Here is a 25,892-nt window from a genome sequence, read left to right on the forward strand (position 1 = left end):
TATGAGCTTTGTAACAATACTTTTTGCCCTTGTTTTTGTAATACCTCTGTTAGTATTTATCTTTTCCATCATCTGGAAGGATAAGGACAAGCGAAAAATTGGCGCCCTGGTTATCGCAGTGCTGGTTGTCTTTGCGATAATAGTTGCTTCTATTGTGAACCGGGGTAAGTAGCTTCTATGGCTAAGGCGATAGTAATCGGTGCAGGCATTGGAGGAATAGCAGCAGCTATCCGCTTAGCCCTGCAGGGGATGCAAGTGGAGGTGTTTGAAGCCAACGCTCAGCCTGGTGGAAAGCTATCTGAACTTCTACTAAAGGATTTTCGCTTCGATGCTGGTCCCAGCTTGTTTACCATGCCTTTTTATGTAGATGAGCTGTTTACCCTTGCGGGAAAAAATCCTCGCGAATATTTCAATTATCAAAAGCTAGAACGCATATGTAACTACTTCTACGAAGATGAGACTGCTATTACGGCTTGGGCAGACAGAGACAGATTTACGAGCGAAATAGCAGCCAAAACAATTGATTCAAAGGAAGCAGTAGAGGCATTTTTGCAGAAGTCGGAGGAAATTTACAACATAACTCACCATGTGTTCCTCGAGCGGTCGTTGCACAAATTGAGCACGTACCTCAACACCAAGACCCTTCATTCTCTCCTAAAGGTTGGGAAAATAGATTCTCTGCGTAGTATGAACGCGGCGAATGCAAGCAGGTTTCGCGATAGCAAGACGCAGCGGTTTTTCAACAGATACGCTACCTATAACGGCTCCAATCCCTACCAGGCTCCAGCGACTCTTAATGTTATTCCTCATCTCGAGCAGCATTTCGGGGCCTATTTCCCGGAAGGTGGCATGTATGCCATTGTCCAAAGCCTGGTCAGGCTAGCTACTGAATTAGGGGTTCAGTTTAATTATAATTCTCCCGTCGAGCGGATATTGGTTGATAAGCGAAGTGTTCGGGGAGTTGTGGTTGATGGACGAGAGAGAAAGGCGGACCTGGTAGTGTCCAATATGGATGTCTGGTTTACCTATAAGAAACTTCTCAACCACGAAGTAGCTCCAGCGAAAGTGTTAGCGCAGGAAAGAAGCAGCTCCGCTCTGATCTTCTACTGGGGTATCCGGAGGCAGTTTCCACAGCTCGATCTGCATAACATCTTCTTTAGTGAGGATTATCAGAAGGAATTCTCGCACATCTGGAACGAAAAAAGTATTTATGACGATCCAACTGTCTATCTAAATATCAGTTCGAAATATAACGCTGCAGATGCTCCCCCAAACGAGGAAAACTGGTTTGTGATGATTAACGTCCCTTCGAACTCCGGGCAAAACTGGGACTTGTTGATTGCGGAAGCAAGAGACAACATCATAAGAAAGTTAAGCAGGATTTTGAAGGAAGATATTCGGACCCTTATTGCATGTGAAGCTCTACTGGATCCACGAAGTATCGAGTCTAAAACCTATTCTTATCAGGGATCATTATACGGGACAAGTTCCAATAGTCGTTTTGCAGCTTTTTTCCGCCATCCAAACTTCTCATCTAAAATTGCCAATTTGTATTTTGTTGGGGGAAGCGTTCATCCCGGAGGAGGCATTCCATTAGCACTTCTTTCGGCCCGCATTGTTTCTCAACTAGTTGCAGACGGCAAAAATTAATACTTTAATAACAGTAGGTACATCGTCAGTTAAAGCTTTAGTAAGATTTTTGTTTAATAAAATCTTACACTATGACACTCAATTTATTCAACGCTTTTCGGCATTTCAAAAACTGGTTGGTGCTGAGAGCTCTCCAATCGTCATTTCTTCACTAATATTATTTCTTTTGCCGACATTGCAGCGTAGCAGAGATAATACTTCATGATTAACGACAGTAATAGTGATAGGCTGGCAAGGGAACAGTTTGGCCGGGATTTTAAGTGGGGAGTTTCTACTGCAGCTTACCAAATTGAAGGAGCCCACGACGTAGACGGGAAAGGCTTGTCCATATGGGATGTTTTTACTTCCCGAAAGGGAAAAGTAAAAAAGGGACAGCATGGCAACGTTGCCTGTGATTTTTATAACTGTTTCAAAGGCGACATTCAGTTAGTTCAGGATTTAGGTATCCCCAATTTTCGCTTTTCCATCAGCTGGTCAAGAGTTTTACCGACAGGGACCAACACTGTTAATCAAAAAGGAATTGATTATTACAACAGGATCATTGACTATTGTTTGGAATCCGGGATAGAGCCCTGGGTTACTTTGTATCACTGGGACTTACCGCAGGAACTCGAACTAAAGGGCGGCTGGACTAACAGAGAGGTAGTTGACTGGTTCTCCGAATATGCTGCACTATGTGTTAAGAGTTTCGGCGATCGGGTGACCAACTGGATGGTTATGAATGAACCGGCGGTTTTTACCGGCGCTGGTTACTTTTTTGGGATCCATGCCCCCGGCCGGACGGGAATGAAAAACTTCCTTCCTGCTATTCACCACGCAACTTTGAGCATGGCCGCGGGTGGCAAGGTGGTGAAACAACTAGCTCCCCAGGCGAATGTCGGAACAACTTTCTCGTGCTCTTATGTGGAACCTGCAACCAGTGGGGCAAGGGATCTGGCGGCGGCAAAGCGAGCTGACGCTCTTCTAAATAGATTATTTCTTGAGCCTATACTTGGCTTGGGCTATCCAGTAGATGACTTGCCTGTTCTGAAGAAGTTGGAGAAATACATGCGATCAGGCGACGAGGAAAGAATGTCTTTTGACTTCGATTTTATCGGAATACAGAATTACACCCGCGAAATTGTGACTTCCTCTTTTTTTACGCCCTATATCGGAGCGAGGCTGGTTGCAGCAAAAAAGAGAAAGGTGCCGCTTACGGAAATGGGTTGGGAAGTTTATCCTGAAGCCATTTATCAGATGATAAAAAAGTTCAACTCCTATAGCAATATCAAAAAATTGATCATCACAGAAAATGGTGCTGCTTTTCCTGATATTTTGAAAGACGGTAGGGTGGCTGACGAGAAGAGGAAGAAATACATAGAGGAGAATTTGCGTCAGGTGCTACGAGCACAGAAAGAGGGTTTTAGTGTTGACGGATATTTCGTGTGGACCTTGACTGATAATTTCGAGTGGGCTGAAGGCTATCATCCCAGGTTTGGTCTGATATACGTTGACTTCGAAACACAGCAACGGGTGGTGAAGGATTCAGGCCTTTGGTACAAAGCATTGCTACAGCAATAAAACCTTCATGAGCAGAGCTCACAAACGGAGGATGAAAATAGTTTGAAGGTTCTTTGTGGCCGCTAAAAACAAATTAAAGTTTCACAAAAAAAGGGTCTAAGCTTCAGCTCAGACCCTTTTTTATTAAAATTTAAAACCGCTATTTCGAATAAATTTTCGACTGGTCGCGATAGCCTGTGTCACTGTTTGTGTACCAGTTGCTAAAGAGTGTGCCGCCAGAGCTAGCCCACTCTGCGAAATGGAAATAGGCATCGCCAATGGCATTAAGTTCTGAAGGGTACTTAAATGTTTCTGTAAAGCTTAGTGCCCACGGACCGTTTTCTTTCGATAAATAATATCTGCCTGTTGCAGGTTTTGAGCTGTCATCCATTGTTCCAAATAGTGAGGCAGTGGCTTTATCCGTTGGAGCGTATCCTGGCAGGTGAATTTCGTATCCCCTTCTCATATTGCTGATAAGGAACGGATTGAATGGTGCATTGCCAAGTTTAGCTGTCGTCATCGGAGATTTTAATTTAATAACCATTTTTGCAGTGTCTCCAGTCACTTTTGGCATCGATTCCTTCGTGTTAATGAAGTAAGCTCCAGCAAAGTTTTTGATTAAAGCCTCGTGGTTATCAAATGGAATGATAACTGCTTTGCTTTGTCCCGCCTCAGTCCCGTTACTATTAAGACTGATATAGTTATTAATAAACTTATGTCCTGTTACTGAAGTTACATCTGAAGCAGCAAACGGGAATTGCACACCGAAGCCGTTCATATAAGATGCGCCAGCAGCAACCGGGGCAAAGTCTGCGTTCATCTCCACAACCAGGTTGTTTGCATTAGAGATCATGGTGTACCGATAATTCACTACCAGGTCATTGACGTCGTAATCCCCTTTTGTTGGCCAGTTATCTTCGAATGCAAAGGTGCCCCATTTGTCTTTAGAAGGAAAGTAGTTAATATAAGCCTTGCTCGCATCGGTTGGAAACTGATCAAACGTATCGTTTACGCCATCATTGTCTCTGTCGTTAGGTATATCAAGTTCTATAACTTTGTCTGCAGATATCCCATTTACAGGAGTTGAGCTAGCATATAATACGACATCATTAAAGTCATGGTCGCAAGAGCTTTGATCTCTTCTGATGTCTTCAAAACCAATGATAAACAGGTTTTCGGGTTTGTAGTTCAACAGAACCGTATGTACTTCCAGGTTGCCGCCTGGTTCAGGATTTAGACTTTTATGGGAATAGAACTTCAAAGCGTCATTATCTACCGTTCTGCTGGAAGATTGCCATGCATCAGATAGAAGCACAAAGCCAACAGAGGTACCTGCAGGGAAAGTTCCTATTTTAACTCGGTCACCAGATCTTAGCCCACCTCCCGAGCCTAGAGCCGACGAGTTCGGGAAGATGTATTTGATATTGCCAACATCGTTTTTGTTCCTAGGAGGATTGCCCGTAGTATAGGTATAATAGCCAATTGCATTTTGGTAATCAGCGCCTTCAGAAACGAAGGTGATGTACACGTCAGAGTTGGCAACAATATTTAAATGCTGAGCGGCATCCTGGTCGATGTATTCAGGGTGGTGATTTCTCACGTCTTTTCTCTCCGGTAGCGAAGCGTTTAGGTAGGATAAGAAAGCAGAACTTACTTCTCCCGGCGTACTTAGATAGTTAGGACGCCCGTTATTGTCATGCGTACCCATATAAGAATAGCTGGTAGCTAAAGTGGTGATCAGATTTTTGCCGCGGTATTCGCCGCTGCTCGCTACTGCGCCCATCACGACATTGCCACTTAAACCTTCCGAGCCGCCAATAACACACTCTACGCTGCCATTTTTTATCAGTGCCTGAACTTTACTGATCAGACCTACATAATTGGGCTCAATTAAAACGGTGTCCAGATACGAAGGGATGTTTACAGATGTTTTTACATAGCCCTGAGCGTCACTAGCCCCGCTAACAAGCGTCTCGCCAGATTTTGGAGAGGTGATGCTTAGCACCACACCTTTTAAAGGTTCGTTCTTGCTGGACAGTAAGCGAACATTGACGTCAATTTTTTTTGAAGTTGCATAGTCGAAGCCGTCGGGAGCAACCTTATGTATGTTCGGGTCGGTTCCATCTCCAGGCGTCTTTCTACAAGCAACCAAGCTAAGGGCCGCCAGTAGAATCACTATTGGGGAAAAGTGTTTCATGTTGATATTAGGATTTTGAACGTTTTGACTATAAATTCTCTGTATACTGCATTTCTATTGAAAGGTTGCCTGTCAAAAGAAATTGTAAGACGCGTTGTTTCGCACAGAACGAAAGTTCTGAGAGGAGAGCAATCTATCTATTCAAATGATGTTCCAGTTCGAAAGTGTTCAGAATAAGCTGCTTGCTTGTTGAAGTTGAGGAGATTTGAGTAGCAGGGTGGGGAAACAGATGGTGGATTGTGGAGTTCATTCCCCTCGCTTTTGTCATTCCTAACTTTTCAACACCTACCGTACTGATAATAATTTTGGGTAAATTCGGTTTGTCTTTATTGATTGATTAGCTGATGCCGGAATTTTCTCATTTACACGTACATACGCAATTTTCACTGCTCGACGGAGCTGCAGATATATCGAAGCTTTACAAAAAAGCTGCTGCTGATGGCATGAAAGCTTTAGCAATTACCGACCACGGTAATATGTTTGGGGCGTTTAAATTTGTTGCCGAAGCTGCAAAGCATAATGTGAAACCGATTGTAGGTTGCGAGTTTTATGTGGTGGAAGATCGGCATAAAAAGCAGTTTACCAAGGAAAACAAGGATGTCAGATGTCATCAGCTATTCCTGGCAAAGAACCCGAAGGGTTATCAGAACCTCATTAAATTATGTTCCCTGGGCTACATGGAAGGTCTCTATAGTAAGTGGCCTCGCATCGATAAGGAACTTATTCTAAAGTACCATGAAGGGCTGATAGCTACTACCTGCTGTATCGGGGCTTCGGTTCCGCAAGCCATACTGAAAAAAGGAGAAGAGGAAGGAGAAGCTGAATTTAAATGGTGGCTCGACTTGTTTGGAGAAGACTATTACATTGAATTGCAACGACATGAAATTCCTGACCAGGAAAAAGTGAACCATGTGTTGCTGAAGTTTGCAAAGAAGTATAATGTAAAGATCATTTGTTCAAACGACTCCCATTATGTGGATCAACAGGACGCCAATGCGCACGATATCCTGCTTTGTGTAAACACAGGAGATATGCAAAGTACCCCTATTGCAACCGACGAGGAGGGAGGAAAGGGCTATCGGTTCGGATTTCCGAATGATCAGTTTTACTTTAAGACTCAGGCTGAAATGGCTCAGCTATTTCATGACCTGCCACAGGCACTCGATAATACGAATGAGATAGTCGACAAGGTAGAGCATCTCAAGTTAAAGAGAGATATACTGCTGCCTAACTTCCCTATCCCGCCCGAGTTTAAAATTCACCCAGATGATGTGTTGAACCAGTGGGAGTACTTGCGTCACTTGACAATGACGGGAGCCCGGGAAAGGTATAAGGAAATCACCCCTGATGTTCAGGAACGTCTCGACTTTGAATTGAATACCATTAAAATAATGGGTTTCGCGGGATACTTTCTGATTGTATCCGACTTCATAAAAGCAGGGAGGGATTTAGGTGTGTTTGTTGGTCCTGGTCGTGGTTCAGCCGCTGGTTCTGCGGTAGCGTATTGCATTGGCATCACCAATATCGACCCGATTAAATACAACCTCCTGTTTGAGCGTTTTCTTAACCCTGATCGTAAGTCAATGCCCGATATTGATACTGACTTCGATGACGAAGGTCGGCAGAAGGTTATTGATTACGTGGTGGATAAGTACGGCAAAAACCAGGTGGCGCAGATCATTACCTATGGTTCGATGGCGGCGCGTACGAGTATTCAGGACGTTGCCCGCGTTTTGGATGTTCCCTTGTCTGAGGTTGCTCAACTGAAAAAACTTGTACCGGATACCCTGGGAATTACCTTAAAGGAAGCCTTTCAACAAGTTCCAGAGCTCCAGGAAATCCTGAAAGGCAACGATGCTCGCGCCAAAGTTCTGCAGGAAGCGGAAAAGCTGGAAGGATCTATCCGGAATACAGGTATTCATGCGGCTGGTATCATCATCGCGCCCGATGACCTTACCAATATCATTCCCGTTGCCACGGTAAAGGATTCGGACCTTCTGGTAACTCAGTTTGACGGTCGGGTTATTGAGGATGCCGGCGTTATCAAAATGGACTTCCTGGGCTTGAAAACCTTGACCATTATCAAGGATGCCCTGCGGATGATTAAAAAGAATCATGGCGTTGAAATCGATATAGATTATATTCCTCTCACCGACGAGAAAACGTTCGAATTATACCAGAGGGGCGATACCAATGGTACGTTCCAGTTTGAAAGTGACGGGATGCAGATGTATCTCCGCGAGTTAAAACCCGATAAGTTCGAGGATTTGATTGCCATGAACGCGCTCTATCGTCCGGGGCCGATCGAGTACATCCCTAACTTCATTGCCCGTAAACATGGTCGGGAGGAAGTAAGTTACGACTTGCCCGACATGGAAGAGTATCTGGCCGATACCTACGGTATTACGGTCTACCAGGAGCAGGTGATGCTTCTGTCGCAGAAGCTGGCTAGCTTTACCAAGGGCGATGCCGACGTGCTGCGGAAGGCGATGGGAAAGAAAGACAGGAAGACGCTGGATAAGCTGAAGCCGCAGTTTATTGAAAATGCCAAACTGAAGGGGCACGATGAAAAGAAATTGGAGAAGATCTGGACTGACTGGGAAGCTTTCGCCTCTTATGCTTTTAACAAGTCGCACTCCACTTGCTATGCCTTTGTAGCCTATCAAACTGCCTATCTGAAAGCTCATTACCCTTCCGAATACATGGCTGCGGTATTGAATAACCAGAACAATATCGAGAAGATTTCCTTCTTCATGGAAGAATGTCGTCGAATGGGAGTTCCGGTTTTGGGACCGGATATTAATGAGTCGCAGTTGAGTTTTGGTACCAATAAAAAGGGTGAAATCCGCTTTGGTATGTCAGGTATCAAAGGAGTGGGAGAGAAGGCGGTTGAAAGTATTATTGAAGAGCGGAACGCAAACGGCCCCTACGTAGATATTTGTGATTTCGCGAAAAGGGTAAACTCCCGGACCGTAAACAAGAAAGTTTATGAAAATCTGGTGTACAGCGGTGCGTTTGATTGTTTCGGCCTCAGCCGGGCACAGTTCTTTTTCAAACAGGATGGAGCTATGCTCAATGGAATTGAAAAGCTGATTAAGTATAACAGTGATTATCAGAACAGCCTAAATACCTCTCAGGTATCTCTGTTTGGCGGCACTTCCGATGCACATATCGCCGAACCTCAACTTCCCGAATGCCCGGATTGGGGATTAATTGAAAGGCTCAAATACGAGAAGGATATGATCGGAATATATCTTACCGGCCATCCTCTTGATAATTATAAATTTGAATTAGATAATTTCTGCTCTCATCAGGTAAAGCATCTTATTCTGATGAATAAGGCGAAAAGTGGTGAGCTGGCCCCGGATGACGCAGAAGAGTTTGCGAAAATAAAAAATAGGGAGCTTGTTATTGGCGGCCTCGTATCCAATGCACAACACCGCACCACTAAGACGGGTAAGCCCTTCGGTGCAATGGTTCTTGAAGACTACTCCGACTCATTTGAATTGGTGTTGTTTGGAGAAGACTATGTGAAATTAAAACAGTTCTTCACCGATGGCTACTTTGTACAGATTAGAGGGTCAATCACTGAACGGTTCAAACAGAAAGATAACTGGGAGTTTAAAATCACGCAGATAACTCTCCTTTCTGAGTTGCGCGATAAGATGTCTAAGAGCCTTACCATTCAGTTGCCCCTGCAGGAGCTTACCACTACTTTCATTGAAGAGCTGGATGAAATCATCCGTGTAAACGTAGAACAGAACCCGCAGCGGAATTGTCAGTTGAAGTTTACCATTTTTGACAGGGAGAAGGAAGAAACGATCGCTATTGAAATGCCGTCAAAAAATTTGAAGATCTTTCCAAGCAATGAGTTTCTGGAGAATCTCCATAAGTTGAATAACATCACCTATAGACTGAACTAGTAGTTGGAGTCTTCTGATTAACTAGCAGTTAAATCTTAAAAAATGTTAAAGCTATTTACGGTGTGTGTTTTAATTACAACCTTTACTCCTGTAATTAAAACACACACTTAGATAACTTTTATGAAAAATCTATTCCTCACAGCGCTATTTGCTGCATGCACTTTTTGTGCTAACTCTCAAACTAAAGGTACTAATGCGATTGGGTTTGGTGGTGGCTTCCACACTCAAACGCCAGCAGGTTCTAGGCAAGAGTCAGATGGCTTTAATGTCTCACTTAACTACGGGAAGTTTATTAGGGACAACGTTAAATTAAGAGCCTCAGCACATTACTCGAAGCAGGATTACGAAAGTGCGATCAGTAAACTTCAGAGCAATGCTTATTCTATCTCCACAGGCTACGGGAAGTATTATCCTATAGTGGGTAAATTATTGGGGTTTATTGAAGGATCAGGCGGCGTTTTACGTGCTTCTCGGGAGGAGGAGTACAATAATAGTGGGTCTTCGACATTCAAGACCAATAGCTACTCCCTCGCAGCAAACGGTGGTTTAGGGCTATTTCTTTCTAAAAGATTTGCTATTGAGACCCAGTTGATTGGAACAGAGCTCAGTCTCTCGTCGGAGAAGCAGGTGGGAGGAGGAAGGCAAACTACCACGTCATTTAATTTTTCGACTACGAAATACTTGGATAACCTCGGCTTCAATATCTACTTCCTCTTTTAATCATATCCCTGTCAGATTGTCTTGCTGGATTTGTGGTAAGGTTATTGTATATGTAAATTTGAAATACTGAAAAATTAAATTTTATAACGATGGCTTTAGAAATCACAGACGCAAACTTTGATGAAGTAGTGCTGAAATCAGATAAACCAGTTCTTATCGACTTTTGGGCAGAGTGGTGCGGTCCTTGTCGCATGGTTGGTCCCGTAGTTGAAGAGCTTTCCAAGGAGTATGAAGGCAAAGCGATTGTTGGGAAGGTAAACGTAGATCATAATCCTGGAGTGTCCATGAAATTTGGTATCCGTAATATTCCAGCTTTACTATTCTTCAAAAATGGAGAAATTGTAGATAAGCAAATCGGAGCGGTGCCGAAATCAGTACTTGCTGACAAATTAAGCAAGCAATTAGCATAACAAATAATATTTAAATACAATGAACTCCATTCGTCAAAAGCGGATGGAGTTTTTAGTTTAAAGGCTTTTGTAAAATCGTTCGTAACTTGTCGCTTATGCTACCTGATTTAAACGCATATAAAGATCTGCAGGATTTCGGTAACCTGGAGTTACTGGCCCGGCAAGTAGTTGAAGGTTTTATCACAGGTCTTCATAAAAGTCCATTTCACGGATTCTCAGTAGAGTTTGCTGAGCATCGCCTTTATAACAGCGGCGAATCGGTGAAAAACATTGACTGGAAGCTGTATGGTCGTACAGATAAAATGTTTGTGAAGCGATTCGAAGAAGAAACCAATCTTCGATGTCAGCTGGTTTTGGATGTCTCTTCTTCCATGTATTACCCTGAAAAAGGCTTCAACAAGCTCCTGTTTTCAATCTACTCTGCTGCGGCTCTGATGTATCTTTTTAAAAAACAGCGGGATGCGTTTGGGTTGAGCTGTTTCTCCGATAAACTTGACCTTTCCACCTCTGCTAAATCAACAACGGTTCATCAGAAATACCTCTTTTCGGAGCTGGAAAACTTGATAAATAAGGAGAGCGTTGGCGATAAGACTGCTGTAGCGTCCGCTCTGCATGAAATTGCGGAGCTTATTCACAAGCGATCTTTAGTGATCATTTTTAGCGATATGCTCGAATATGCATCAGATGATCGGGCACTCAATGACGTCTTTTCTGCCCTGCAGCATCTGAAGTATAATAAACACGAGGTGATAGTTTTTAATGTGCTTGATTTTAAGCGGGAATTGAACTTTGAGTTCGAGAATCGCCCCTACCATTTTATAGATCTCGAGAGCGGGGAAGAACTGAAGGTGAATCCCTTACAAGTGAAGGAGAAGTACCAGGAATCCGTGTTAGCGTTTCGGAAGGAGTTAAAGTTAAAGTGCGCCCAGTTTAATATTGATCTTATTGATGCAGACATAAACGCTGGCTTCTACCAAATTCTACATTCTTACCTTATAAAAAGGAATAGGATGATTTAAAGCTTGGGCAAATCATTTCTGATGCTTTAGTTGTTTATCTGTTTTATACAGACGACATGAACAACATTCCAGAAGTAATACACGGACACATTACCAAACATATTCTAGAGCAGGACGGCTCTATCCCCAATAACCCTAAGCTCCCGGTAATCATATATAAAGGAGCGCTCCGGCTACATCCGGATGAAGGGGGGGATTTCATTCTCGATCTTTTTAGTAAGAACAACTGGACGAATGGCTGGAAGGGGGGTGTTTATGACTATGACCACTATCATAGTGTTACGCATGAGGTGCTGGCAGTTACAAGAGGTACAGCTGACGTGATTCTTGGTGGCCCTGCTGGTGTTTGTATCGAACTTACCCGAGGCGATGTGTTGGTAATTCCGGCAGGTGTCAGTCACAGAAATTCTAAAAGTTCAGAGGATTTTCTTTGTGTTGGTGCCTATCCTGAAGGTGCCGATTATGACCTGAAATACGGGAAGGAAGAAGAGTTAGATCTGGCATTGAGAAGTATACCTCAGGTCCCTGTTCCAACTTCTGATCCTGTATATGGAGAGGAGGGGCCTGTTTTGGAGAGTTGGACTTTGTAGGATAAAAAAAGCGTTGTTTTTACACAAACAACGCTTTTCTCAATTTATTTACTGACCATATCGCTTAGGGTCCCTAGGATCCCATCGTTATTCATCATCTGTTCTGTCTGTGCGAAGCCTTCAGGTGCGGGTGCTCCTAATTTTGGTTCCTCTCCTACAGGCTGAGCTTTAACTACTGTGAATTCGCCCTTGCCATCAACAGACGTTCCATTTGTCCAGCGCGAGCCCTCGTAGGTCAAGGGGTCTCCACTTATATCAGTAGAAACAAATGAATAGTTGAATTCTTGATTTTCTTCAGTCTGAGGGAAGCTGTTCGGAATAGGGTGCACGCCATTCATTCCTCCTAGCTCTTCAATTACAGCCAGCCACTGATTTTGGTGCATAGTGTCTCTAGCAATTAAGAAGGCCAGCATGTCTTTCATGCCAGGATCATCTGTAGACTTCCAAAGACGAGTCGCCAGTACACGTCCTGTTGATTCGGCCATAACATTTGCATACATGTCTGCTGCCAGATTTCCACTTGCTACTACCCACGATCCGTTGAAAGGAACTCCGTTTGCATCTGTAGCCATGGCTGCTAAACCTGCTGAAAGATAATGGCGAGGGTCCATTCCTCCCATGATTTCTCCAACTACCGGGTTTTCTTTAACCATTTTTTCTACCATATTGCCCGAAGCGCCTTCCAGGTTTAACGCTACAGCGGTCGATAGCATCTCGATATGGGAAATCTCCTCCGTCCCTGTTTCCAATAGCATGTCTCTGTATTTTACAGGACCGCGATTTCCCCAGGCTTGAAAGAGGTACTGAAGGCAGACCCGTATTTCACCTTCAATTCCGCCAATGGCTTGTTGTAGCAGTCTCGCAAATTGAGGATTTGGTTTTTCGACCCGTACTTTGTACTGGAGTCTCTTGTCATGATAAAACATAGTGTAGATGATTTTAAGTGGACAATTTGTTAATTATCAATCACCTAACAGGGCTTATAAGCGTATGTTTAACATTTTTAAAATTGTTCTATAGTGAAAGAAACTTGCGTATGCTTTTGTCTTTTTTAACCCGGCATCAAGCTTTTCAGGTGGAGCGCGTTGATAGGTGCGAAGGTGTTTATATCGTTGTTGAAAAAGATGAATGCTTTCTGAATCTCTGTTCTTGCAGTAATCGACTGGGCGAAATCTTTCAGTTGTTCTTGGGGGTAGTTTGAGCCGTAGAGCTCGTTTTCTCCATGAAACCGGTAGTAAAACAAGGGCGTGTTTATGATTGCTTCTCTCGGTAATTCCGGATGGCTCATCCCGCAAAAACTGATATTGTTTGAAGCAAGGGCTTGGTATACCGTGTCGTTCCACCAGCTTGGGTGACGAAATTCGAGCACATTCAAAAAGGAGTTGTCAAGGTTGCTCAATATTTTCTCGAGACGTTCTTCCTTGTATATAAATCTTGGCGACATCTGAAATAGAACACATCCAAGTTTGTCCTGCAAACCCTCTCGGGTAGTTCGGTAAAAGTCGGATAACATCCCCGTTACTCCATTGAACTGTTTAAAATGCGTAATCGCCTTTGGGACTTTTACTGCAAATTGAAAGTTGGCTGGACTTATATCATGCCAGTTTTTCATGGCCGGCAATCGCGGGAAGCGGTAAAAGGTGACGTTTAGTTCAAGCGTATTGAAGTGCTGACAGTAGTAGTCGAACCATTTAGTACTTGGCAATTTTTCAGGATAGAATGTTCCCCGCCAGTGCTTGTAGTGAAAGCCCGAGCAGCCTACGTACCAATCTGTCATATAGTTTTAAGGATAACAGATGAAAGGACTCTCTGTTTATCCTCAAAGACTGCGCTCAGTTATAGCCAGTTCTTCTTCTTAAAGAAAATGAGGGTGATTGCTGATGACAGGATCATCAGAAGCAATGCAAAGGCGTATCCATACTGCCACTCGAGCTCAGGCATAAGCCGAAAGTTCATTCCGTAAATGCTCGCGATAAGTGTAGGGGGCATAAAGGCTACTGTTGCAACCGTAAATATTTTTATAATATGGTTTTGTTCAATATTTACAAATCCCATAAAAGTGTCCTGCAAGTATTCGAGGCGCTCGAACGCGAATTTATTGTGCTCCAGAAGGGAGCTGATATCTTTAATCATGATTCGGAGCACTCCCATATATTCTTCGGGAAACGTGCTGCTTTTCATCAGGGCCGAAATCAGGCGTTGCTTGTCAATGATATTTTCCCTTAGGGACATCGTCTCATTTTGAAAAGATGATAGTTTTATAAGTATCTCTTCATCCGAACGACTTTTTCTCAAGGTAAGTTGCTGGTTAAGTTCGGCAATCCTTTTGGCCAAGCCTTCAATAAGGTCGGCATCCTGATCAATCGCGGTTTCCAAGATTGTTAGTAAAATTTGGAAGCCGTTGGAATAAGACCCTGGACTAGCCTTTATCCTTTTAACAGATTCTCCGAAGGTTTTCAAATCGTCATCCCGATAGGTAAATAATATCCCTTTTTCTATGATGATGGATACAGGACAGTATTCAAATCCCTTTTCACGTATCGACAAGAAGTTAGAATTGATGATAAGCTCGTCTTCCATTTCATTGAAGCGGGATGAACTCTCAATTTCCTGAGATTTCTCTTCAGAGGAATACTTGATGTCGAAGTAGGTTTCTATGGTTGCTTTTTCTTTTACAGTAGGATTCTGAAGATCTACCCAAATCAGGCTTTCCATCGGGATTTCCCGCAGTTCCTCCAGCTCAGTTTCTTTTGCTAATCTCTTGTCCTTTTTGTAATAAATTCGCAGCATATCGGTTAAAAGTAAAAAGAAAATCTAAAAACGGTAAAAAAGAGTCGCTTCTCTCTGTTTCCTTCGGTTAGCCTCGCGCTTTTCCTATCTTTGCAGCTACGCTGGTAACGAGTAGTGTTTTTCCTTCTAAATAAATAATAATGGGTACACCTGTTGATTTCGGATTCAAGACTTATAATTATTATGGTGCATACCTGAAGAAGAAGTATGAGGGAAAACGCGTATTTAAAATAATTGTTGACGGTGGTTTCACTTGTCCGAATCGTGATGGAAGCAAAGGTTATGGCGGATGCGCTTATTGCAATGTCGATTCTTTTACCCCTGAACTTTCCCGTAAGGGCCCAACTATCCGGGAACAAATAGAAAAAGGTATGGAGCGGGCTATTAAGGGCTATGCAGCCGAGAAGTTTATCATTTATTTTCAGCCCAACACTAATACCTATGCTCCAGTACATTATTTAAAGATGATGTATGACGAGGCCTTAAGTATTGCCCCTGAGAACGTAGTAGGCTTGTCTGTTGGTACTCGTCCAGATTGTATTGATGCCGAAAAGGTTGCTCTTTTAGAAAGTTATCGTGAGAGAGGACTGGATGTAGATTTGGAAATGGGGATGGAGTCCATCTATAACGAAACCCTGTCAAAAATAAATCGGGGCTGTACTCATGAAGAGCTTGAAGTAGCACTTAACCTGGTAAGAACCTCACCTTTGGATGTCTGTGTTCATACTATTTTTGGATTTCCCTGGGAAACTAAGGAGATGATGTTGCGGTATGTTCATGAGATCAATCGTTTTCCGCAAATTAAGTTTGTGAAGTTGCATCATTTACACATTGTTGAGGGTTCAATAATGGGCGTGCAATACAAGCGTGATCCTTTTCATGTATTTTCTTTAGAGGAGTATACTAACTTCCTGGCAGAGTTTATTCCTCTGCTTCGTCCTGATATCGTTATTCAGCGCTTGTTCGGGATCTCTGACTATGATCTTTTAATTGCTCCGAACTGGGGACTGAAAAAGGCAGAGATTCAAACCTATATCGACAAAGAGCTGGAAAGGCAAGGCGTAGTACAGGGCGCTGCTTATCAAAGTCTTGTTCATTCCTAACATTCCCGCGGATATTCGCTGAATATTCTGCTTCTATAGCTGAATATCCCAGATTCCTTTTTTTCTCGATAAAAAATTGTTGGACGCCTCTCCAATAGAGCCGAAAGGTAGGCTATGATAGAGGATAACGCCCAGTAGTCTTCGGTTTTCAGTTACCCGCAGGTGGTGTTCGGTGTATCAGGTCGTATCGCGTTTCTGTTCATCAACAACAGGTCCTCTTCGTTACAATTGTTTTCCTTCTCCGCTCAACAAAAATCCCCTGAAAGGGAGCACTTAAGTCACTATCAATCCTTGATCTATCGGTTGATCTCTTACTGGTTATCGAAATCTCGCTGAAGGAGGTGAGATTTTTTTCAGATTGAAGAGTGCCGAGAAAATAGCCATCGCCTCCTATTCCTTTCTTATTACTTCTCTCAATTCGAGTCGTTGAAGCTTTATTTTGGTGTGTCTAGTCTTTAGTTTGTGAGTTTCTTATTGTTTTTTGCATTAAATTCGTTGATTTTCCTATAAATTTTTTGGTTTGTTGTGATTTTGTAATGATTTTTTAGGCTTGTTTGGGTTAGTTTCCATGCTTTATCTGATATTTTTAGTATTATTTTTACTTTTTTTATTAAAAGTGCTTTGATTTTAATTTTTTGTTCCTAATTTTATCATCAAATCATACGAAATAGTATAAAAAATAAAAAATCGGTCTCTTTTTGGTCGATAAATCGTAAATAATGATTGTTTAACAACTAAAAACCAGAAAAAATTATGGAAATTTTAACTTCGGTATTCGAGATCTCAGGAAATCTTCCGACAGCTGCCATTCTCGCAGCAGTTGAGGAGGGAGGAGCAGCAGCTGAAATCGCAAATGCAATGCTTACAAGCAATAACATCTGGATGATGTTGTCGACCGCTTTGGTATTTATTATGCACCTTGGCTTTGCAAGTGTTGAGGCTGGATTTGCGCAGACAAAAAACACGGTAAATATCCTTTTCAAAAACACTATAACTCCTGTAATTGGAATTCTTATTTATGCGCTGGTTGGCTTTGGTCTAATGTATCCGGGCTTTGAAGCGGGTAGTCACAGTTGGTTTGGTTTTTCTGGATTTGGTCTTACTGCGCCAGAAAACGGAAATACAGCCGACTATGCGAACGGAGGTTATACTTATTGGACAGACTTTCTGTTTCAGGCGATGTTTGCTGCTACCTGCGCAACAATAGTATCCGGGGCAGTTGCTGAGCGCATTAAGTTCGGCGCCTATATGACTTTCACCTTAATCTTTGTAGGATTAGTTTATCCTATTGCCGGAAGCTGGAAATGGGGATACGGTGCTCTGAATGATATGGGTTTCCATGATTTTGCAGGTTCCACTTTGGTTCATTCTGTAGGTGGTTGGGCTGCTTTAGCAGGTATCATTCTTTTAGGAGCAAGGAAAGGCAAATACGTAAACGGGCAAGTAAGGTCATTTGCTGCTTCGAATCTACCATTAGCTACTGCTGGTACCTTCCTTTTATTTCTGGGGTGGTTTGGTTTCAACGGAGGATCTGTGCTCTCTGCTGATCCCGGCCTTACCTCTCTTGTTTTAGTCAATACCACCCTTGGGGGATGTGCAGGAGCTGTTGCTGCGGTTCTGCTAGCCTACTTTGTTAATAAAACGTATGACTTCGGAATGGCGCTTAATGGTATTCTGGCTGGTTTAGTAGGTATCACTGCCGGTGCTGATGTCATTACTCCTGCAGAATCAATCATTATCGGGCTAGTTGCTGGCTTCATCGTAGTACTTGCGGTAAAATTACTTGACGCACTAAAGCTGGATGATGTGGTAGGGGCGGTACCCGTGCACCTTTTCTGTGGGGTTTGGGGAACACTGGCTGTTGGTATCTGGGGCGAAGGAAAAGATTTCATGGTTCAACTTCAAGGTGTGGCCATTTACGGCGCAGTGTCTTTCATAGCTGCCTTTGTCATCTTCGCCGCATTGAAATACACAGTCGGAATCAGAGTATCAGAGAACGAAGAAGTAGAAGGTCTTGATAAATACGAGCACGGAATTGATGCCTACTCTATTCCTGCAGTATTAACACTTGAAACAGCTGAAGCAAAATCAGCAGGAAAAGTAGAAGAAGAAGCTTTCGTCTAGTTTATCACGATCATTCAATCAACAATACAAGCCTTATTTAACAATCAAAATTAGAAACAATGTTAAAAAAACTATTAGCAATCGCAGCCATTGCCGGCACAACTTACGCTCAAGCACAAGACACTACGTCTACTTCTTCACCACTGGAAATAAGCGGATCTGTAGACGCTTATTACAAATACGATTTCTCCGGATTTTCGAATATTCCAACAAGTTTCGTAAGCGATCAAAACTCAGTATCCATTGGGATGATCGATGTTGCACTACGTAAAACTACGGGAAAAGCTTCTTTTGTAGGAGAGGTATCCTTCGGGCCAAGGGGACAATATCAGTCGCTTCCAAATTCTGATGATTCTTATGGTGAAGGAAATGGTTTCAACTCCTTCCACATCCAAAACCTGTATGCTACTTACGCTTTTACTGATCGTTTTTCAATGACTGCTGGTTACATGGGTACTTTCGTTGGATATGAAGTGATCTCTCCCGTGGGAAATTTTAACTACTCTACATCCTATCTATTCACTAATGGTCCATTCCAAAATGCCGGAGTGAAAGCAAATTTCGCTTTTACCGATAAAGTAGGCCTAATGGTAGGTCTGTTCAATGACAGCTGGAATGTTTATAGTGCTAACCCTTCATTCGGCGTATCTACGTTTGGTGCACAGTTGTCTCTGGCTCCGGTAGAAGGATGGAACGCCTACCTGAATTTATTAACCGGATATCCTTCAGGTACCGTGGTTGATTTGACCACTGCTTATCAGATTACAGATAAATTCAAACTAGGACTGAATGCAGCAGACTATAGCTTGGTGAATGACGGTGGCGGTTACAGCGGTATTGCTTTATATCCTCAGGTTTCAGTTACAGAAGGTTTTGCTCTGGGCTTAAGAGGCGAATACTTTAAGGCTAAGACAGGTGCAGATATGATTGGCGCGGATGCCGGCGAGTCAGTTACTTCTTTAACCGTGTCTGGTAACTTAAAATCAGGAGGCTTAACCTTTATCCCTGAATTCAGAGTAGACAATTCAAGTGTAAGCCAGTTCATGAAAGAGAATGGCTCTGCTACTAAATCTGCTTCCCAGTTTTCACTTGCATTAGTATACGCTTTCTAATAACATTACTGAAAGCTGACAACTGTCAGCTTTCACTTATTTGTCGATGATATAGAAAAGATGAAGAGAATCATAAAAAGAACGTTTAATCCGCTAAAGGCCCTGATGGAAGACTCCCGTACCGTGGGAATCCTTTTAATTCTGTCAACCCTGCTATCTATTCTTCTTGCGAACTCTGCAAGCGGTGATCAGTACAGGGGATTTTGGTTGGCTGAGAGTCATCAGCTTCACAGTTTATCGCTTCCGGCGAACTTTGGCGAATGGATTAACGGCTTTTTAATGTCTTTCTTTTTTCTCCTTGCGGGGATGGAAATTAAGCGGGAGTTATTAACTGGAGAACTTTCATCGTTTAAAAAGGCGATTCTGCCGGTAGCAGCTGCTCTTGGCGGCATGGTCGTGCCAGCTTTAATTTATGTAGCCTTCAATGTCAACTCGCCTTTTGCAGCAGGTTGGGGAATTCCAACGGCAACCGATATAGCCTTTTCCCTCGGTATTGCTTCCTTGCTTGGCAAACGCGTTCCGAACGCCCTGAAAGTATTTCTGATGGCACTTGCCATTATCGACGACCTTGGGGCGATCGTGATTGTAGCGGTATTTTACGGTGGTAATGTCAGTTGGATGTTTTTAGGTTTGAGCGTCATCGTTTACCTAATGCTGCTTGCTGTAAGTACTAGAAAGTCGGCTTTTGTTCCATTGCAGATTATTTTATCACTGGCTCTCTGGTTTACTATTTTTAAAGCGGGAATAGAGGCGAGTATAGCCGGAGTTCTCGTTGCTTTTGCAATGCCTTCGAACGTTCTGCCTGCAATCGAGAGAGTAATCCATAAGCCCGTTAACTTTCTGATTTTACCACTCTTCGCACTTGCGAATACAGCAATTCTACTGCCCGAAAACGTTGCATCTACTATAGGGAGTTCTGTGAGTATTGGAATTATGCTGGGACTGGTGCTGGGAAAACCTCTTGGAATTTACCTGTTTAGTAAAGTGCTCGTGATGCTTAAAGTAGCGGCATTGCCGAAAAAGATTCACTGGAATCAGGTTTTCGCCATGGGAACTTTAGCTGGTATTGGATTTACGATGTCCATTTTTACTACCAACCTTGCCTTTGCTGCTGATGCGTATAAGGATGCAGCCAAAATAGCAATTTTAATAAGTATGGTATGCTCAGTGGTAGTCAGTTATCTCATGTTTCTCTTCGTGGAGAAAAAGTCAGTGGCAGCTACTGTCTCAACCAGGGAAGGCAAGACTGAAGTTAGCCTTAGCTTGAAAAATATTTAAGATACTAATTTTGGTTTAGTGTTGTGAAGGGGGGTACAGCGCGAGGCTGCCCCCTTCTTTTTTTATTTGCTTTACCGGATATCTTCCTAACAAGTGACTGTGCAACTGCTTACTCATTAGCAGTATGGCGTTCTTCAATCTCTTCGGGTTCAATCTTTTCTGCTTTCTTAATTCTATTCTTGTTATCAGCTAAAAGTACTAGCTTTATTATAACTTAAATCCTACAAGATGAACGTGTCGCAGTGAGTAGGCTCCGAACCCGTCATCATGTTTTATTATCACCATAAACCTTATTTGTGAAACTATAAACCTTATGTTTGAAAATTTTAAAAGAGGGGTTTCATTCACCAAGAAAGAGCTAAAGGGACTTTTTGTCTTTTGTCTATTACTTGTTTTTGTTGCATTTCTCCCGCAGATAGACGCCTGGCTCAATCCGCCGCAGGTTTTTTATTATGCCGACTTTGCAAAGGAAATCTCAGATTTTAGAGCCTCTGCGAAAAAAGTTCAGGACCAAAAATTTAACTATTCAAGGAAGGTCGGTTTTGCAGCAACGGATACAAGAGCCCCGTCAGTTGTTTATTTTCCATTTGATCCTAATACGCTCACTGAAGAGGGCTGGTACAAATTGGGCCTTTCTCAGCGACAAGTTAGGGTAGTCAGAAACTACGTATCTAAAGGAGGGCGGTTCTATAAAAAGGAGGATCTTAGAAAGATCTATTCTATTAGCCCGGCCGATTATGAGCGGCTGTCTCCCTATATTTCTATCGCTGACAAAGAGTCGTATGCTCAGTTTGTTTCAGGGACTCGGGCGAACAAAAAGGAAAAACCCTTGCGAATCGTTGAACTCAACTCAGCTGACTCCGCCGCTTTGGAAAGTCTTAACGGTATTGGCCCCGCCTTTGCGGCTCGTATTATCAAGTATAGGAACCGGCTGGGGGGCTTCCACAAGAAGGAGCAGTTGCTGGAAGTTTATGGTCTGGACTCGGCAAAGTATCGAAACCTTGAAGCAAATATTGAGGTAAACAGGAGTGACATCGTCAAATTAAGGTTGAACGCTATCACCTTCGAGGAATTTAAAAAGTTTCCCTACTTGAGCTATCGGCAAATGAACGCTATTCTGCAGTACCGGAAACAACACGGAGCCTTCCGATCTCTCGAAGATTTGAGTAAGATTGGGGTACTTGATGATGTAATTTTGCGTAAAATTGAACCGTATTTAGATTTCAAATGATTAGCGAGAAGATAAAGAGAGTAATCCGGGATATCCACGATTTTCCCAAACCAGGAATAATTTTTAAAGATGTTACCCCAATTTTTAAGGATTCAGTTTTATGTACCGAAATTTTGGACTCTTTTGCTGCCAGGGTAGGGGGCTGGGAAATTGACGTTGTTGCCGGAATAGAAAGCCGTGGATTCTTGTTTGGTTTAATGCTAGCTAACAGACTGGGCGTCCCGTTTATTCCAGTTCGTAAGCCAGGAAAGCTACCGTTTAAAACAGTCAGTAAATCCTACGAACTGGAATACGGTGCTGCTACTATCGAAATTCATCAGGATGCCTTTGAGCCGGGGAAAAAAGTCCTGATCCATGATGATCTACTTGCTACGGGAGGCACAGCAACAGCCACCGCCCAGTTGGTCGAAGAGTTGGGGGGGGCTGTCTCCGGCTATTGTTTTGTAGTCGGTCTGGATTTTCTAAATGGCGACGAGCGATTGAGAACGTTTTCACCTAATATAGTGACCTTAACAAATTATTAATCCTATGTTTTAAAGCTACTATCAATTCCTACGTCTTGTTTCGTTTTCTTTACTTCTTCCTTTATACTCAAAAAAATAAAAACAAGTGTTTTGATTATGAATAATTTACTTAAATTTGCAGTCCTTAAAAAATTGAGAGGAGGTATATAGAACATGATCATTATCAACGTAAAGGACGGCGAATCATTAGATAAAGCCCTAAAACGTTTCAAGAAGAAATTCGAGAAAACAGGTGTATTAAGAGAACTACGTAGCCGTCAGGCTTTCGAGAAGAAATCTGTAGCTCGTCGTAACGTGGTTAAGAAGGCGGTTTATAAACAAACTCTCAACCAGGAGACAGTATAGATTTTTAATAAATCATTTTATTATATCAAACCTATTTGTATATTGCTTTTGTCATATATAAATAGGTTTTCATGTTTATAGAGCGTTTTTTTAATTATCTTCAGTACGAAAAACGTTTCTCCATGCATACCCTCAACGGGTATAAAACTGATCTGCTTCAGTTCCACCAATTTCTATCTTCAACCGACTGTAACTACGATACCGCTACTCATCAGGAGATCAGGTCATGGATTGTTTCTTTGATGGAAGCTGATACCGATCCAAAGACAATTAGCAGGAAGTTATCGACCCTGCGGACTTTCTACAAGTTCTTACAACGGGAAAATCTGATAAGCACTAATCCAACCCTTCATATTAAAGCCCCGAAAGTGCCAAAGCGTTTGCCTTCGGTAGTTGATGGTATCAAGCTAGGGTCGCTTCTTGATCAATCCTCTTCTTTTGAGGAGGGTTTTGCGGGGTTGCGAGACCGGCTGGTGATCGAGTTGTTATTTGGAACCGGTATTCGGCTGTCAGAGCTTTTAACCATTAAGGATTCGGATGTTGACTTTTACAAACAGCAAATTAAAATCTTTGGAAAGAGGAGTAAAGAGCGTATCGTGCCTCTTAATAAATCCCTGGCAGAGCTAACTGAGTTTTACTTAAAAGAAAAAAAACAGCAAAATTTCGAGAACCTTTCCGCCTTGCTTGTCGTAACAAATGAAGGAAAGGCCGCCTACGCGAAGCTGGTTTACAGAATAGTTCGACAGCATCTGGCTCGTATCACAACTAATCAAAAGAGGAGTCCTCACGTCTTACGGCATTCCTTTGCTACAAGCCTGCTGAACAACGGAGCTGATCTGAATGCAATAAAAGAATTACTCGGCCATGCAAGTTTAGCAGCGACTCAAGTCTATACTCATAACTCAGTTGAGAGATTAAAATCAATTTATAAACAAGCACATCCAAAAGCTTAAAAACAAGGAGGAAAAATGAAAGTAAGAATTCAATCCATCCATTTCGATGCTGACAAGAAGTTGTTAGCCTTTATTCAGAGAAAAGCAGACAAGCTTGATCAATTTTTCGATCAGGTGATTAGTGCGCAGGTTTATTTACGGTTGGAAAAAGCAGAGGATGAATTAAATAAAATTGCGGAGATCAAAGTGGCGCTGCCGGGCTGTCAATTATTCGTTAAGGAGCAGTGTAAAACCTTTGAGGAAGCAACGGACCTGGCAATGGAGTCGCTAAGACGCCAGGTAGATCGGTATAAGTCGAAGCTGCGGAACAGAGTAAGCCAGCATAAATACGAACTTTCAATGGCCTACGCAGTTGCGTAGCTGATCAATATAAAGGAGATAAAAAGTCCGACTGTTTACTAGCAGTCGGATTTTTTTTAAAAAAATTTTGACGCGTATCTATTTTTTGTAGATTTGCAATCCCTTTCGGAGAGGTTGTTCTTTGAAAGAATCGTTCTTTAAACATATCGTTTTCGATAGATTAAAAACTACGAAAAGCCTCCTTAGCTCAGCTGGTAGAGCAACTGACTTGTAATCAGTAGGTCATTGGTTCGATCCCGATAGGAGGCTCAAGATTTTTAAATTTTAGTTTGCGTTAATCAATTTAAGTTGTACCTTCGCAGACCGAAAAAAAAGGAGCCCTGGGGAGATTCCAGAGCGGTCAAATGGGACGGACTGTAAATCCGTTGCTTCGGCTTCGAAGGTTCGAATCCTTCTCTCCCCACCATGACAGATTTAATACGTCTGTCAGTTCATGCGGAAGTAGCTCAGTTGGTAGAGCGATAGCCTTCCAAGCTATAGGTCGCGAGTTCGAACCTCGTCTTCCGCTCATGAGCTAATAGCAGTTAACTACTAGGATGAATAACCTTAGTGGTTAACTGTTTAGTATTAAAGCCGAAGTAGCTCAGCGGTAGAGCACTTCCTTGGTAAGGAAGAGGTCGTGGGTTCAAGTCCCATCTTTGGCTCAACGAGGAAATAATCGTTTATAGTAAAGTAAAATTAACCTACTAATTAGTATAAAAACATGGCAAAAGAAAAATTTGACCGCAGTAAACCGCACTTAAATATCGGTACTATCGGTCACGTTGACCACGGTAAAACTACTTTGACTGCAGCAATCACTAAAGTATTGGCTGACGCTGGTTTGTCAGAAGCTCGTTCATTTGATTCAATCGACTCTGCTCCTGAAGAGAAAGAAAGAGGTATTACAATCAATACTGCACACGTAGAGTATGCTACAGCTAATCGTCACTATGCGCACGTAGACTGTCCAGGTCACGCTGACTATGTGAAGAACATGGTTACTGGGGCTGCTCAGATGGATGGTGCAATCCTTGTAGTTGCTTCTACTGATGGTCCGATGCCACAAACTCGTGAGCACATTCTTTTGGCTCGTCAGGTAGGTGTACCAGCTCTAGTTGTTTTCATGAACAAAGTGGATATGGTTGATGATCCTGAGTTGTTAGACTTAGTAGAGATGGAAGTTCGTGAACTATTATCATTCTACGAATTCCCTGGTGACGATATTCCAGTAATCCGTGGTTCTGCTTTAGGTGGACTTAACGGAGATGCACAGTGGGTAGCTAAAATCATGGAGTTAATGGATGCAGTAGATAGCTACATTCCAATTCCTCCACGTTTGACTGACCTTCCATTCTTGATGCCAGTAGAGGACGTGTTCTCAATCACTGGTCGTGGTACAGTAGCAACTGGCCGTATCGAGCGTGGTGTTATCAACTCTGGTGATCCAGTTGAAATCCTGGGTATGGGTGCTGAGAACTTGAAGTCGACTGTTACTGGTGTTGAGATGTTCCGTAAGATCCTTGACAGAGGTGAAGCTGGGGACAACGTAGGTCTATTGTTGCGTGGTATTGAGAAAACTGATATCCGTCGTGGTATGGTTATCTGTAAGCCTGCTTCTGTAACTCCTCACACAGATTTCAAAGCTGAGGTATACGTATTGTCAAAAGCAGAAGGTGGTCGTCACACTCCATTCTTCAACAAATACCGTCCTCAGTTCTATTTCCGTACTACAGACGTAACTGGTGAGATTTCACTAGCTGAAGGTGTAGAAATGGTTATGCCTGGTGATAACGTTACAATCACTGTAAAGTTGATTAACGCGATCGCGATGGAAAAAGGTCTACGTTTCGCTATCCGTGAGGGTGGTAGAACAGTAGGTGCTGGTCAGGTAACTGAAATCTTAGCTTAAGATTTACCACAATATAAAACATAAGTCTACGTTATTGTAGGCTTATGTTTTAAATACACGGGCATAGTTCAATGGTAGAATAGAGGTCTCCAAAACCTTTGATCAGGGTTCGAATCCTTGTGCCCGTGCTAAA

General features: G+C 42.6%; 22 protein-coding genes and 5 tRNA genes. 23 read left to right on the plus strand and 4 right to left on the minus strand.

Annotation, left to right across the window (positions count from 1 at the left end):
• Position 1 precedes the first annotated feature (1 nt).
• From J4N23_RS12300 to J4N23_RS12310, 3 genes are all read left to right on the plus strand, one after another.
• Positions 2-172: a hypothetical protein gene (locus tag J4N23_RS12300; protein WP_207427714.1), complete on the plus strand. Its 171-nt coding sequence runs from the start codon at positions 2-4 to the stop codon at positions 170-172.
• 5 nt (positions 173-177) lie between these two features.
• Positions 178-1,650: a 1-hydroxycarotenoid 3,4-desaturase CrtD gene (gene crtD / locus J4N23_RS12305; RefSeq protein WP_207427715.1), complete on the plus strand. Its 1,473-nt coding sequence runs from the start codon at positions 178-180 to the stop codon at positions 1,648-1,650.
• Positions 1,651-1,851: 201 nt separating this feature from the next.
• Positions 1,852-3,210, plus strand: coding sequence for a GH1 family beta-glucosidase (locus tag J4N23_RS12310; protein WP_207427716.1), 1,359 nt, complete (start codon positions 1,852-1,854; stop codon positions 3,208-3,210).
• A gap of 139 nt (positions 3,211-3,349) precedes the next feature.
• Here J4N23_RS12310 and J4N23_RS12315 read toward each other — a convergent pair whose 3' ends face one another.
• Positions 3,350-5,386 carry an LruC domain-containing protein gene (locus tag J4N23_RS12315; RefSeq protein ID WP_207427718.1) on the minus strand — a complete coding sequence of 679 codons (2,037 nt, stop codon included), beginning with the start codon at positions 5,384-5,386 and terminating at the stop codon, positions 3,350-3,352.
• Positions 5,387-5,730: 344 nt separating this feature from the next.
• On the opposite strand from J4N23_RS12315, the gene dnaE reads away from it, so the two are divergent.
• The 5 genes from dnaE to J4N23_RS12340 all read left to right on the plus strand — a co-directional run bounded on the left by dnaE (position 5,731) and on the right by J4N23_RS12340 (position 12,048).
• The gene (dnaE, locus tag J4N23_RS12320; RefSeq protein ID WP_207427719.1) at positions 5,731-9,309 is read left to right on the plus strand and encodes a DNA polymerase III subunit alpha; all 3,579 of its coding nucleotides are present in this window, start codon (positions 5,731-5,733) and stop codon (positions 9,307-9,309) included.
• Between the two features lie 120 nt (positions 9,310-9,429).
• Positions 9,430-10,029, plus strand: a complete 600-nt coding sequence (locus tag J4N23_RS12325) for an outer membrane beta-barrel protein (RefSeq protein ID WP_207427720.1) — start codon at positions 9,430-9,432, stop codon at positions 10,027-10,029.
• Between the two features lie 89 nt (positions 10,030-10,118).
• Positions 10,119-10,439 carry a thioredoxin gene (trxA, locus tag J4N23_RS12330; RefSeq protein ID WP_207427721.1) on the plus strand — a complete coding sequence of 107 codons (321 nt, stop codon included), beginning with the start codon at positions 10,119-10,121 and terminating at the stop codon, positions 10,437-10,439.
• A gap of 95 nt (positions 10,440-10,534) precedes the next feature.
• On the plus strand, positions 10,535-11,458 hold the full coding sequence (locus tag J4N23_RS12335) for a DUF58 domain-containing protein (protein WP_207427722.1): 924 nt from the start codon (positions 10,535-10,537) through the stop codon (positions 11,456-11,458).
• A gap of 56 nt (positions 11,459-11,514) precedes the next feature.
• Positions 11,515-12,048, plus strand: a complete 534-nt coding sequence (locus J4N23_RS12340; RefSeq protein WP_207427723.1) for a cupin domain-containing protein — start codon at positions 11,515-11,517, stop codon at positions 12,046-12,048.
• Positions 12,049-12,092: 44 nt separating this feature from the next.
• On the opposite strand, the gene J4N23_RS12345 is transcribed toward J4N23_RS12340, so the two are convergent.
• The 3 genes from J4N23_RS12345 to corA all read right to left on the minus strand — a co-directional run bounded on the left by J4N23_RS12345 (position 12,093) and on the right by corA (position 14,838).
• On the minus strand, positions 12,093-12,974 hold the full coding sequence (locus tag J4N23_RS12345) for a manganese catalase family protein (protein WP_207427724.1): 882 nt from the start codon (positions 12,972-12,974) through the stop codon (positions 12,093-12,095).
• 125 nt (positions 12,975-13,099) lie between these two features.
• The gene (locus J4N23_RS12350) at positions 13,100-13,825 is read right to left on the minus strand and encodes a DUF72 domain-containing protein (protein ID WP_207427726.1); all 726 of its coding nucleotides are present in this window, start codon (positions 13,823-13,825) and stop codon (positions 13,100-13,102) included.
• Between the two features lie 59 nt (positions 13,826-13,884).
• Entirely contained in the window at positions 13,885-14,838 is a 954-nt protein-coding gene (corA, locus tag J4N23_RS12355) for a magnesium/cobalt transporter CorA (protein ID WP_207427728.1), read from the minus strand.
• A 140-nt stretch (positions 14,839-14,978) separates the two neighbouring features.
• On the opposite strand from corA, the gene J4N23_RS12360 reads away from it, so the two are divergent.
• From J4N23_RS12360 to J4N23_RS12430, 15 genes are all read left to right on the plus strand, one after another.
• Positions 14,979-15,941: a TIGR01212 family radical SAM protein gene (locus J4N23_RS12360; RefSeq protein WP_207427730.1), complete on the plus strand. Its 963-nt coding sequence runs from the start codon at positions 14,979-14,981 to the stop codon at positions 15,939-15,941.
• A 753-nt stretch (positions 15,942-16,694) separates the two neighbouring features.
• Positions 16,695-18,065: an ammonium transporter gene (locus J4N23_RS12365; protein ID WP_207427731.1), complete on the plus strand. Its 1,371-nt coding sequence runs from the start codon at positions 16,695-16,697 to the stop codon at positions 18,063-18,065.
• Between the two features lie 59 nt (positions 18,066-18,124).
• Complete coding sequence (locus J4N23_RS12370) at positions 18,125-19,177, plus strand: outer membrane beta-barrel protein (RefSeq protein WP_207427733.1); 1,053 nt, start codon at positions 18,125-18,127, stop codon at positions 19,175-19,177.
• Between the two features lie 60 nt (positions 19,178-19,237).
• Positions 19,238-20,455, plus strand: a complete 1,218-nt coding sequence (gene nhaA, locus J4N23_RS12375) for a Na+/H+ antiporter NhaA (protein ID WP_207427734.1) — start codon at positions 19,238-19,240, stop codon at positions 20,453-20,455.
• Between the two features lie 313 nt (positions 20,456-20,768).
• Positions 20,769-21,686: a helix-hairpin-helix domain-containing protein gene (locus J4N23_RS12380; protein WP_207427735.1), complete on the plus strand. Its 918-nt coding sequence runs from the start codon at positions 20,769-20,771 to the stop codon at positions 21,684-21,686.
• Positions 21,683-22,210 (plus strand): adenine phosphoribosyltransferase, encoded by a 528-nt coding sequence (locus J4N23_RS12385; RefSeq protein WP_207427736.1) that lies wholly within the window; start codon positions 21,683-21,685, stop codon positions 22,208-22,210. The genes J4N23_RS12380 and J4N23_RS12385 overlap by 4 nt, the downstream gene beginning before the upstream one ends.
• Positions 22,211-22,363: 153 nt before the next feature.
• Positions 22,364-22,555, plus strand: a complete 192-nt coding sequence (rpsU, locus tag J4N23_RS12390; RefSeq protein WP_207427737.1) for a 30S ribosomal protein S21 — start codon at positions 22,364-22,366, stop codon at positions 22,553-22,555.
• A gap of 71 nt (positions 22,556-22,626) precedes the next feature.
• Complete coding sequence (locus tag J4N23_RS12395) at positions 22,627-23,508, plus strand: tyrosine-type recombinase/integrase (RefSeq protein ID WP_207427738.1); 882 nt, start codon at positions 22,627-22,629, stop codon at positions 23,506-23,508.
• A 15-nt stretch (positions 23,509-23,523) separates the two neighbouring features.
• Positions 23,524-23,868, plus strand: a complete 345-nt coding sequence (gene hpf / locus J4N23_RS12400; RefSeq protein WP_207427739.1) for a ribosome hibernation-promoting factor, HPF/YfiA family — start codon at positions 23,524-23,526, stop codon at positions 23,866-23,868.
• A 176-nt stretch (positions 23,869-24,044) separates the two neighbouring features.
• Positions 24,045-24,117: transfer RNA gene (locus J4N23_RS12405), tRNA-Thr, on the plus strand.
• A 73-nt stretch (positions 24,118-24,190) separates the two neighbouring features.
• A tRNA-Tyr gene (locus J4N23_RS12410) sits at positions 24,191-24,274 on the plus strand.
• A 29-nt stretch (positions 24,275-24,303) separates the two neighbouring features.
• Positions 24,304-24,376, plus strand: a tRNA-Gly gene (locus J4N23_RS12415).
• Between the two features lie 64 nt (positions 24,377-24,440).
• Positions 24,441-24,512: transfer RNA gene (locus J4N23_RS12420), tRNA-Thr, on the plus strand.
• A 59-nt stretch (positions 24,513-24,571) separates the two neighbouring features.
• Entirely contained in the window at positions 24,572-25,759 is a 1,188-nt protein-coding gene (gene tuf, locus J4N23_RS12425; RefSeq protein WP_207427740.1) for an elongation factor Tu, read from the plus strand.
• A 57-nt stretch (positions 25,760-25,816) separates the two neighbouring features.
• Positions 25,817-25,887: transfer RNA gene (locus J4N23_RS12430), tRNA-Trp, on the plus strand.
• The last annotated feature ends 5 nt before the right edge of the window (positions 25,888-25,892 follow it).

Source organism: Pedobacter sp. SYSU D00535 (assembly GCF_017355855.1).
Taxonomy (GTDB): Bacteria; Bacteroidota; Bacteroidia; order Sphingobacteriales; family Sphingobacteriaceae; genus Desertivirga.